The sequence below is a fragment of the Streptomonospora arabica genome (assembly GCF_039531585.1).
GTDB lineage: Bacteria > Actinomycetota > Actinomycetes > Streptosporangiales > Streptosporangiaceae > Streptomonospora > Streptomonospora halophila.
In genome coordinates, this window is sequence record NZ_BAAAQI010000006.1 from 84,682 (window position 1) to 93,567 (window position 8,886).

The window sequence follows — 8,886 nt, forward strand, 5'->3', positions numbered from 1 at the left end:
GGAGGACACCATGACCCACCCCGTCAACGCCGCCGCACCCGACCCCGTCGCCCACCCCGAGCAGGCCACCGCCCAGGCGTTCGCGCGCCGCTACGCCGCCTCCGCCGTCTACAACACCGGCCGCCTCCACCAAGACCCCGACCCCGGCAGCCCCGCCTGGACCCAGGTACTCACCGCCGTCGTCGCCAACTACACCGCCGCCCACCTGTTCCGCGCCCTCATCCAGCACGCACCCGAGCACGCCGACCAGGTCGCCCGCGAACTCGCATCCGGACTGGAAGACGGCGGCCACGTCCACGAAATGCCGTGGGAGTGGCTGGACGAGTACGGCATCGACCCCGAAGTGCTGCACACCGCAGGCGATCAGGCCGCACACGTCGCGAGGGCCGACGCATGAGCGCCCATCCCGTCCACCAGGTCGAAGCCGAACTCGCCCGCCTCGCCGTCATCGGCAACAAGCCCGCCTGGCAGTACGAAGGCACTCTCGCGATCGCCCGCGAGCTCGCCCGCCACGGAGCCACCGGCCGGCGCCGCTCCCGCGGGAACTGCGCCCTCGCCAACCACCTCAAGCGCGTCGCGGGAACCGGCGACATCGAGGTCACCCGCTACGAGGTCCTCGTCGGACCGGAAGGCGACGAGCAGATCATCAGCCTCGTCGAACCGCCCGGTGACCTGTGCATCCTCCGGTACTTCGTGTGCGACTTCGACGACCAGCCCCAGCGGTTCCGCCGGCTGCGCGCAACCGCCTGACCCCGCGGCCCTGACCCCGCCGCCTTCCTGAACGCCAACCCAACAACCCTGAAGGACCACCACGCATGGCGATCAGCAAGCGGCTCCGCTACGAAATCCTCCGCCGCGACAACCACACCTGCCGCTATTGCGGAGCCACCGCGCCCAACGCGGAACTCACGATCGACCACGTCACCCCCAAAGCACTCGGTGGCGACGACAAGCCCGAGAACCTGGTCGCCGCCTGCGTCGACTGCAACGGCGGCAAGACCTCCACGTCCCCCGACGCTCCGCTCGTCGCCGACGTGGCCGACGACGCCGTCCGCTGGGCCGGAGCCATGGCCATTGCCGCCCAGGAAGTCATGGAGGACTCCCAGAAGCGGGATCGGGCTCACCAGATCTTCCTCAGGACCTGGAAGGACCGCGGCGACCCCGAACTGCCCGACGGTTGGCGCGGCTCCATCGACAGCCTCCTCGCCAGCGGGCTCCCCGCGGAGCAGATCGCCGAATGCGTGGATATCGCGGCCGACCGCGGCAACGTCGCCCCGCACAACCGGTTTAAGTACGTGTGCGGCGTCGGCTGGCGCAAGGTCGAGAAGCTCCGCGAGCGCGCCGAACAGATCGCCTCAGCCCAGAAGGCGCCCACCCAGGACGAGCAGGACGAGGACGAGGACGAAGACGAAGGCATCCCTTCCGTTCCCACGAGTGTGCTGGAGGCCGCGAAGGAACTTCTGGACGTCTTGCACGACAACGAACGTGAGATCTACCTGAGCGAGGCCGGGGCCGAGTACGGCGACGTCAGCGACACCGCCCTGCACTACCTGGCGATCGACAAGGCGATGGACGCGCTGACCCACCAGCGCTGGAAATTGGAGATGGCACTCCGAGACATCCTCGCGCTCTACCCCGATGACGAGGTGGATCGCCAACTCGAAGCTTCCCGCCAGAAGCACCTGGACCTGATCGGCGACCTCCCCAGCTACGCCGACACGCTCAGCCAGGCGGCCCTGGAGCTCACTCGCCACGACCGGGCGACCGCCTACCTGTCCCGCATCCCCGAAGCCGAGCGCGGGGAATGGGAGGCCGTCGCGCGCACCTACTTGGGCGCTGAGACCAACGACCGCGAAGTCCTGGTCTTTGCAGCAGAGCACGCCGAGAACAACAAGCGCATCGAGCCGGACGGTCAGGTCTACGTGCTGCACGGGATGTGCATGGCGCGCGGCGACCACGGTGCGAGCTGTCCTTTCCACGCCGAGCACCTCGCGTTTGTCGACGCGTGCGGCGAAGACCCCTGCACCGGCCACGAGTTCTGCGGTCGCCATCTCGAACTCCTGCTCGCGGGTGAATACATCTCCCGCCACGGGGGCGCCGTCAACGTCCACGACTTCACCGACCTCCCCGACGCCGGGCGCGCCGGCGTCGCCGAGACGAACACCAAGGGGGAATGACCTATGCCGCGTATCCGCAGCATCAAGCCGGACTTCTTCAAGTCGCTCACCATCGGCAACCTGTCCGAGACCGCGCGGCTGACGTTCATCGGGCTGTGGTGCTACGCCGACGACAACGGGGTCGCGGTCGACGACGCGCGGCTGATCCGCAGCGAGGTGTGGCCCCTCGATGAGGCTCCGGAGATCCTCCAGAGGATTCGCGATGACCTCTGCGAGATCGAGAAGGCGGGCCTCATCGTCCGCTACAGCTACGGGGGCAAGCCGCTGCTGGCGATGAACTCGTGGTACGAGCACCAGAAGGTGAGCCACCCCAAGGAGCCGCGTTTCCCGCGCCCTGAGGACACCCCCCAGGATGAGCAGCCGCCGCCTGACCTGCGGTCTCGTGAGCCTCGTGGGGATTCGGGAAATCCTCCAGAGGGCTCTGGAGAGGCTCCAGAGGATTCCGGAGGTTCTCGGTCTCGCGCGCGCGGGCGCGCGTTCCCTGCTCCCTCCTCCATGCTCCCTGCTCCAGGGGTGGGGGGTGCGGGGGGAGGGGACGACAACCCTTCGCCGCAGGAGCCGCCCAAGCCGACCTTCGATGACTTCTGGTCGGTGTATCCGCGCCGGGTCGGCAAGACCGAGGCGCGCAAGGCGTGGGGCAAGGCGCTCAAGCGCGGTGCCGACCCGGAGCACATCGTCGAGGCCGCTCGGATCTACCGCGACGACCCGCGGCGCGCCCAGAGCGACATCAAGTACACGGCGCACGCCTCCACGTGGCTGAACCAGGAGCGCTACGCCGACGAGCCCGAGCCGCCGCCGCAGAGCAACGTCGTGCCCTTCGCCTCCCGCCAGCAGCAGTCCGACGACCTGTTCGACCGTGCCATGGCCCGCGCCCGTGAGCGCGAAGCCCAGATGGGAATTGGAGACGCCCAGTGACCCCTTCTCAGACGACCACGCTGGCCCGCCTGGCGCGGGCGTGCTGCCCCCAGCAGCACTTCGACGAGTACACCCCCGACGTGTGGTTCGACATCCTCGGCGACCTTGCGTTCGACGACTGCAAGGACGCGCTGGTCGCCGCGGCGAAGGCCAAGCCGTTCGTGTCGCCGGCCGAAATCCGGTCTGAGGTCAAGCGGATCCGCAAGGACCGGCTGGCCAACGCCGACCTGGCGCTGCCTCCCGCCGACCCCGACGCGCGCGACTACAGCGCCCAGCTCAAGCAGATGCTGTCCACCCTGGCTGACGGCAAGCGGGTGGGTCCTGCGATCACTGCGGCGCCCCGCACACCGTCGGCGCCCACCGACGAGTACGTGGCCGCCCGGGCTCAGGCCGCCCCGCCGCGCGTAGTGGAGGCGCCGGAGCCGCGGTTCGGTGAGGAGCAGTTGGACCCGCCCGGCGCGCCGCCGTGGTGCGGCCGGTGCCACCAGCAGTCGCGCACGCTCGCGGTGCTGACCGAGTCCGGTGACGGGTTCGACCGGGTGGCGTGCCCGACGTGCTCACCGAAAGGAGGCCGGTCATGAGCCCGATGACCGCTGAGCTGGTGGCGTCGCTGGAGGCGGAGCGGTTGCGGCCGACGCCCCCGCCGCCGCGGGAGTACCCGGACGGGCCGTCGGCGCACTGGCGGGAGCTGCCGCCCCCCTCCACTGCCCCTGAGCGGGGGGTGCGGGATGCAGGACGCTGAGGCGCCGTACCGCGCCCTGGTGGCTCGGGTACTGCGCGAGGCTCCCGCAGACGCGGACCCGGAGGTGACGGCCGCGGACGTTCTCCACGTCTTGCGGGGGCACGGTTTCCGGCCGTCGCAGGCCCGCACCGATGCGGAGGAGTGGCGGTCGGGGAGCGCGGCGCCGGCCACACCGGAGCAGGCGCGGGCTTACGCCGAGCGGATCCGCCGGTCGCTGGCGGATGGCGATGGGATCGCCCGGTGACCCGCCCGCCGCTGCCCGCCTTGCTGGTGCTCCCGCCCCCGCCGGCCGCCCACGAGTCGAAGCGCCGGTCGCTGACGTGCTGGGAGTGCCACCGCCCGGTGGGTGCGGGCCGTGTCCGCCACCCCGCCTGCCTGACCGCCGCCTCCGCCCGACGCCGGGCCGAAACCGAAGGAGCCGCACGATGAGCCACCTCGACGACGCGATCGACGCGCGCCGACGCCACCTCGGCCTCAAACGCTGGCAGCTCGCCCACCGCGCCGGTGTCGACCCCGCCACTATCGCCAACCTGGCCCGCGGGGCGACGGTGCGGCCACGTACCGCCGCCCGGGTGGAGGCCGCGCTCGGGTGGGAACCGGGCAGTCTCGCCTCGGTCGCCGCCGGGGGGATGCCGCGCGTGGCCGGGCTGGGTGATGACCCGGTGCCTGACGTGGTGGCCGACCTTTTCACCCAGATGGGCATCGACGGGCAGCCCCCGCGGGAGTGCGTGGCGCACCTGTGCGAGGAGGTCGGGGAGTTGGCCAAGGCCACCCGCACCGGCGACCGCGCCAACTTGGCCGAAGAGGTCGGGGACGTCGGGATCCTGCTGCACCGCATCGCCGCCCTGTACGGCATCGACGTCGACCAGGCGGTGCGCGAGAAGGCCGCGAGCAGGCTGGAGCGGCACCGCCGCGACGCGTGAGGGGCGCACCGGACCGCCGTTACCGGCCCGGTGCGCCGACACCACCCAAACACGAAAGGCAACTGATGCCCAGCTACACCATCCACGTCACCGCCCAGACGGTCGACGACCACGACCCCGACGCCCTACTCGAAGTCGTCGAACGCGTCGCCGCCGCACTGCGGCCCGCCCTGCCCTACGGGACCGCGATCGAGGGCGTCCACGTCAGCCGCGACAAGCCCGGCACCGACGACACCGACCGGTCCCTATTCGTGGAGGCGGGCGACACCATCGAGATCGCCGACAACGCCGCACGCCGGACCGTGCGCGTGATCGCCGTCGATGAGGCCACCGACGAGCAGCCCGCGCGGCTCACGGTGCGCGAGTACGGCACCACCATGCAGGACGCACTCACGGCCAGGATGAACGCCGGAGGTGCCCAGTGAGCGCCGCCCTGCTCCGCTGTGCTGCCCGTGTGGCGCGCGAAACCGCCGACGCCGCACCCCGCGGCCCGTGGGATATCACCATCATCCCCGGCCCGGAGGGCACCAACTGCCTCGTCGCCGCCGACGGCGACCCCATCGCCTATGTCCGCGACTGGCCCGGCGGCATCGGCGACGGCACCGGAACCGTCGATCAGACCGGCGCCCATATGGGCCTGTGGCACCCGGCGGTGGCCCGCGCGGTCGCCGACTGGCTGGAGCAGCACGCCGACGCGATGGAGGCCGACGAGCGCGACTACGTAGACGCGCCCGCAGAAGCCCTCGCCCGCGCCCTGCTGAAGGAAGGAACCACCCATGAGTGACGCGACCATCGCCGTCGACTTCGACGGAGTCATCCACGACTACGACAAGGGCTGGCACGACGGCAGTATCTACGGCGACTTCAAGTCCGGCGCCATGGAGACGCTGCTGTGGCTGCTCGACAGTAGCCCCTACGCCGTCATGGTCCACACCACCCGCTCGCCGCGGCAGGTCGCCCGGTGGATCGACCAGCAGTCCGGCCACCACATCGAATGCGTCACCTGGCTGCCGCCCTGGCGCAAGTTCTGGAACACGCGAGGGCTGCTGCTGGTGACCCGCCGCAAGCTGCCCGCCGTGGCCTACATCGACGACCGGGCGGTGCGGTTCGAGTCGTGGCGGCAGGTGAGCGCCGACATGACCGCGCTGGGCTACCGCTTCCCGAAGGCACTGGGAGGCCAGCATGAGTGACCTGCGTGGACGCATCGCCGACGCGCTCGCTTCCGCCGCCATGCACCCGGACCCCAACGCGGACTGGACCGACGCGGTGATGGGCGTCGTCGGCCCCGAGATCGCGTCCATGTGGGACCAGATCGACCGCGACCAACACGCGGCCATGGACGCCCACGCCGCGCTCGCCCGCGTCCGGGAGCTGCACGCCAGCGACGACGACAGCGAGGACGCGTTCTGCGACCACTGCCGAGTGCCCTACCCCTGCCCGACCATCCGGACGATCGACGGGAGCACCGATGAGTGACCGACTCCGCCAGGGCCGCAAGGTTCTGCGCACCCTCTACATCCAGCGCGGCGACGCCCCGTCCGACAGCGACACGTTCATCGGGTCGGTCGACAGCGCGGACCTGGCCGCGGAGATCGTGGCCGCGGTCAACTCCCGCCGGGAAGCCGCCGAGGGCGACCTGGCCGACCGGGTCCGCCGGGCGCCCGACACGGACTGGCTCACCGAAGAACAGACCCACGCCGTCATGCAGGCGGTCGCCCCGCACCTCGCCGACACCGCCGAACTGCAGCGGCTGCGCAACCTCGAACGGGACCTCTCCGCCGCGGTGTGGGTCCACCCCGGCATCCGAGGCGGCACCCCGTGCGTCGGCGGGACACGGGCGGCCGTCGATCAGGTGGTGTCCCTGATGGTCGACGTGGACGCCGAGGAGATCAGCGAGGAATACCCGTCCGTCACCGCCGAAGGGGCGCGCGCCGCGCAGGCGTTCGCGGACCGGTTCGTCGACCGGCGCGCCCGCCCTGCCACCGAGACGGACCCGCGCACCGAGGTCGACGCGCACTGGGGAGGCGACCCCGAACGGATCGTGGCCGCGTGGGAGAACGACCGGGCGGAGCTCAAGGCGGAACTGGATCGGCTCGACACCGCTCTCGCCGAAGCCCGAACCGAGCACCGAGACGCCCTCGACAGCCTGCAGCGGACCCAGGCGGTCGCCGAGCACTGGCGGGCGGCCGCCGTCACCTGGCCCGAACCCATGAACACGGCGGCACACCCGCTCAACCTCGTGCTCGACGCGGCCCGCGGCGAGACCGACCCGCAGATGCTCGGGATGTCGGCCGACGACCTCGCCGACGGGGTGCTGGCCGTCCGCCGGGCCGCGCGGGAGGAGGGCCAGTGAGGATCATCGTCACCGGCGGGCGCGGCTACGGCGACGCCGGCACCGTCGAGCGCGCCCTCCGCGGGCACCTACCCGGGCCGCACACCATCGTGCACGGCGGCGCGCCAGGGGCAGACCGGCTCGCGCACTCCGTCGCCCGCGGCCTCGACTGGGAGGTCGAGCCCCACCCTGCGGACTGGGAGCGTCACGGCCGCGCCGCCGGGCTCATCCGCAACCAGGGCATGGCCGACATGGGCGCGGACCTGTGCCTGGCGTTCCCGGGCGGGCGCGGCACCGCGGACATGGTGGCGCGCGCTGAGGCCGCGAGGATCCCCGTGCGCCGCGTCCCGCCCCGAGAGGAGACCCCGCATGCATGACCCCGAAACCCTCGCCTTCGAGATCAAACGCCCCTGGCCCGAACGCCGCGGCACCGCGGGCCGCCGATACTGGCCGACCATGGTCGACGTCTGGCACCACGAGCCCGGTGGCCACGACAGCCTCACCGTCTGCGGTCCCCGGTGGCGGTGGCACGTCCACCACTGGCGCATCGTCGTGCCCGCCCTGCGCGAGCTCCGCCGGCGGCTGCTCACCCGGTGCGCCTGGTGCCGCGGGCGCTCCACCAAGGCCGACCCGGTCAGCCACGTGAACATGGAGCCCCGGCGGACCCCGTGGTGGCAGGGCGAGCGGGAGCACTTCCACGGCGACTGCATCGCCATCCGCCGGGCCCACCGGACGTGCCTGTGCCTGCTCCCGGATCTGGAAAACGGCGACCACGGGCGGTGCCGCTATTGCCGACGCAGCCGCTCGTTCGGGGCGACCGATGAGTACCTCGACCGGGCGCGGGAACTGGCGTCCATCCCCGTCGGCGAGCGGGGGAGGTGACGTGACCCCGAGCTTCTGGCCCGGCCGGATCCGCTCCGGGGCGGGCACACCCGACCCGCGCTGACACGGGCCGCCCCATGACCCAGGGCGGCGCCGCGGCGCGACACAGGAGCCACAACAGCCGCGCCCCACCCAGGGACACCCGGCACACCCCGAAAGGCCCGCATTTTTCCACGGTCACACCAAACGGAGGCATTCATGAACCACAGGCCCACACCGCCCGGACAGTCCGGGTGCGTCTGCGCCGCCTGCTGGCACGTCTTCAACAGCCCCAGCGCGTTCGACAAGCACCAGCCCCGCGGCACCTGCGCCGACCCCGAACAGCTCGGCATGGTGATGCTGCGCGAGCACCAGGGCCGCCCCGTGTGGGGACTGTCCCGCCGCACCGACCTGCCCGCACGAACCGAGGAGGCCGCGTGATGACCAGCCAGCCCAGCATCGACACAACCGCCGTCCACCTCACCCGCGAGCAGATCGACGCGCTCATCACCGCCACCAGCAGCGGGGCCACGCTCCGGCTCGTCAACCCCAACTTCGCCGCCGACCGCGACCACGAGACAACACTCGCCAGCGCCAAGCAAGCGCTCCGCGCCGCACGCCCCGACACCGCGGACGCTTAACCCCAACGGGGCCCGCACGAACAGCCCTCCGGGACACACAACCCCCCAGCGCCACACGGCGCCCGACGAAAGGAACCGCGATGGACAACGCCGAACGCGAAGCCGTCACCAACGAAGCCCGCCGACACCACTGCGGCAACCTCCGCGTCACCCCCGCCAAGCAACCCGTGTGGGGCAAAGCCATCTACCGGTTCACCTGCGAAGGATGCCGCGCCGCCTGGACCGCCGACCTGAGCCCCGACACCGAGTAGACCCCCGGGCACGCGAAAGGGGCCGCCCGGTCCAACCCGGACGG

General features: G+C 71.7%; 17 protein-coding genes. All 17 read left to right on the forward strand.

Translation table 11 applies throughout. The annotated features are described in order from the left end of the window. Window positions 1-10 precede the first annotated feature (10 nt). The 17 genes from ABD284_RS12200 to ABD284_RS12280 all read left to right on the forward strand — a co-directional run bounded on the left by ABD284_RS12200 (window position 11) and on the right by ABD284_RS12280 (window position 8,842). The gene (locus ABD284_RS12200; RefSeq protein ID WP_344142966.1) at window positions 11-397 is read left to right on the forward strand and encodes a hypothetical protein; all 387 of its coding nucleotides are present in this window, start codon (window positions 11-13) and stop codon (window positions 395-397) included. Continuing rightward, a complete protein-coding gene (locus ABD284_RS12205; protein WP_344142967.1) occupies window positions 394-750 on the forward strand; it encodes a hypothetical protein in 357 nt (118 codons plus the stop codon). The genes ABD284_RS12200 and ABD284_RS12205 overlap by 4 nt, the downstream gene beginning before the upstream one ends. Before the next feature lie 65 nt (window positions 751-815). Beyond that, the gene (locus ABD284_RS12210; protein ID WP_344142969.1) at window positions 816-2,177 is read left to right on the forward strand and encodes an HNH endonuclease; all 1,362 of its coding nucleotides are present in this window, start codon (window positions 816-818) and stop codon (window positions 2,175-2,177) included. Window positions 2,178-2,180: 3 nt separating this feature from the next. Then, window positions 2,181-3,092 carry a hypothetical protein gene (locus ABD284_RS12215; RefSeq protein WP_344142970.1) on the forward strand — a complete coding sequence of 304 codons (912 nt, stop codon included), beginning with the start codon at window positions 2,181-2,183 and terminating at the stop codon, window positions 3,090-3,092. Then, window positions 3,089-3,673, forward strand: coding sequence for a hypothetical protein (locus ABD284_RS12220; protein WP_344142971.1), 585 nt, complete (start codon window positions 3,089-3,091; stop codon window positions 3,671-3,673). The genes ABD284_RS12215 and ABD284_RS12220 overlap by 4 nt, the downstream gene beginning before the upstream one ends. Next, window positions 3,670-3,834 carry a hypothetical protein gene (locus tag ABD284_RS12225; protein ID WP_344142972.1) on the forward strand — a complete coding sequence of 55 codons (165 nt, stop codon included), beginning with the start codon at window positions 3,670-3,672 and terminating at the stop codon, window positions 3,832-3,834. The genes ABD284_RS12220 and ABD284_RS12225 overlap by 4 nt, the downstream gene beginning before the upstream one ends. A gap of 425 nt (window positions 3,835-4,259) precedes the next feature. Next, complete coding sequence (locus ABD284_RS12230) at window positions 4,260-4,757, forward strand: MazG nucleotide pyrophosphohydrolase domain-containing protein (protein ID WP_344142973.1); 498 nt, start codon at window positions 4,260-4,262, stop codon at window positions 4,755-4,757. Between the two features lie 65 nt (window positions 4,758-4,822). Then, the gene (locus ABD284_RS12235; protein ID WP_344142974.1) at window positions 4,823-5,182 is read left to right on the forward strand and encodes a hypothetical protein; all 360 of its coding nucleotides are present in this window, start codon (window positions 4,823-4,825) and stop codon (window positions 5,180-5,182) included. A gap of 29 nt (window positions 5,183-5,211) precedes the next feature. Beyond that, a complete protein-coding gene (locus ABD284_RS12240) occupies window positions 5,212-5,541 on the forward strand; it encodes a hypothetical protein (RefSeq protein WP_344142976.1) in 330 nt (109 codons plus the stop codon). Further along, complete coding sequence (locus ABD284_RS12245) at window positions 5,534-5,947, forward strand: hypothetical protein (RefSeq protein ID WP_344142977.1); 414 nt, start codon at window positions 5,534-5,536, stop codon at window positions 5,945-5,947. Before ABD284_RS12240 ends, ABD284_RS12245 begins: the two co-directional genes overlap by 8 nt. Next, the gene (locus tag ABD284_RS12250; protein WP_344142978.1) at window positions 5,940-6,233 is read left to right on the forward strand and encodes a hypothetical protein; all 294 of its coding nucleotides are present in this window, start codon (window positions 5,940-5,942) and stop codon (window positions 6,231-6,233) included. Before ABD284_RS12245 ends, ABD284_RS12250 begins: the two co-directional genes overlap by 8 nt. Continuing rightward, the gene (locus ABD284_RS12255; RefSeq protein ID WP_344142979.1) at window positions 6,226-7,110 is read left to right on the forward strand and encodes a DUF433 domain-containing protein; all 885 of its coding nucleotides are present in this window, start codon (window positions 6,226-6,228) and stop codon (window positions 7,108-7,110) included. Before ABD284_RS12250 ends, ABD284_RS12255 begins: the two co-directional genes overlap by 8 nt. Next, window positions 7,107-7,466 carry a DUF2493 domain-containing protein gene (locus ABD284_RS12260; protein ID WP_344142981.1) on the forward strand — a complete coding sequence of 120 codons (360 nt, stop codon included), beginning with the start codon at window positions 7,107-7,109 and terminating at the stop codon, window positions 7,464-7,466. The genes ABD284_RS12255 and ABD284_RS12260 overlap by 4 nt, the downstream gene beginning before the upstream one ends. Beyond that, window positions 7,459-7,971 (forward strand): hypothetical protein, encoded by a 513-nt coding sequence (locus tag ABD284_RS12265; RefSeq protein WP_344142982.1) that lies wholly within the window; start codon window positions 7,459-7,461, stop codon window positions 7,969-7,971. Before ABD284_RS12260 ends, ABD284_RS12265 begins: the two co-directional genes overlap by 8 nt. A 198-nt stretch (window positions 7,972-8,169) precedes the next feature. Next, window positions 8,170-8,391, forward strand: a complete 222-nt coding sequence (locus ABD284_RS12270) for an FDXHR family putative zinc-binding protein (protein WP_344142983.1) — start codon at window positions 8,170-8,172, stop codon at window positions 8,389-8,391. Continuing rightward, window positions 8,391-8,591, forward strand: a complete 201-nt coding sequence (locus tag ABD284_RS12275; RefSeq protein WP_344142984.1) for a hypothetical protein — start codon at window positions 8,391-8,393, stop codon at window positions 8,589-8,591. The genes ABD284_RS12270 and ABD284_RS12275 overlap by 1 nt, the downstream gene beginning before the upstream one ends. 80 nt (window positions 8,592-8,671) lie before the next feature. Then, window positions 8,672-8,842, forward strand: coding sequence for a hypothetical protein (locus ABD284_RS12280; RefSeq protein WP_344142986.1), 171 nt, complete (start codon window positions 8,672-8,674; stop codon window positions 8,840-8,842). Window positions 8,843-8,886: the final 44 nt, after the last annotated feature.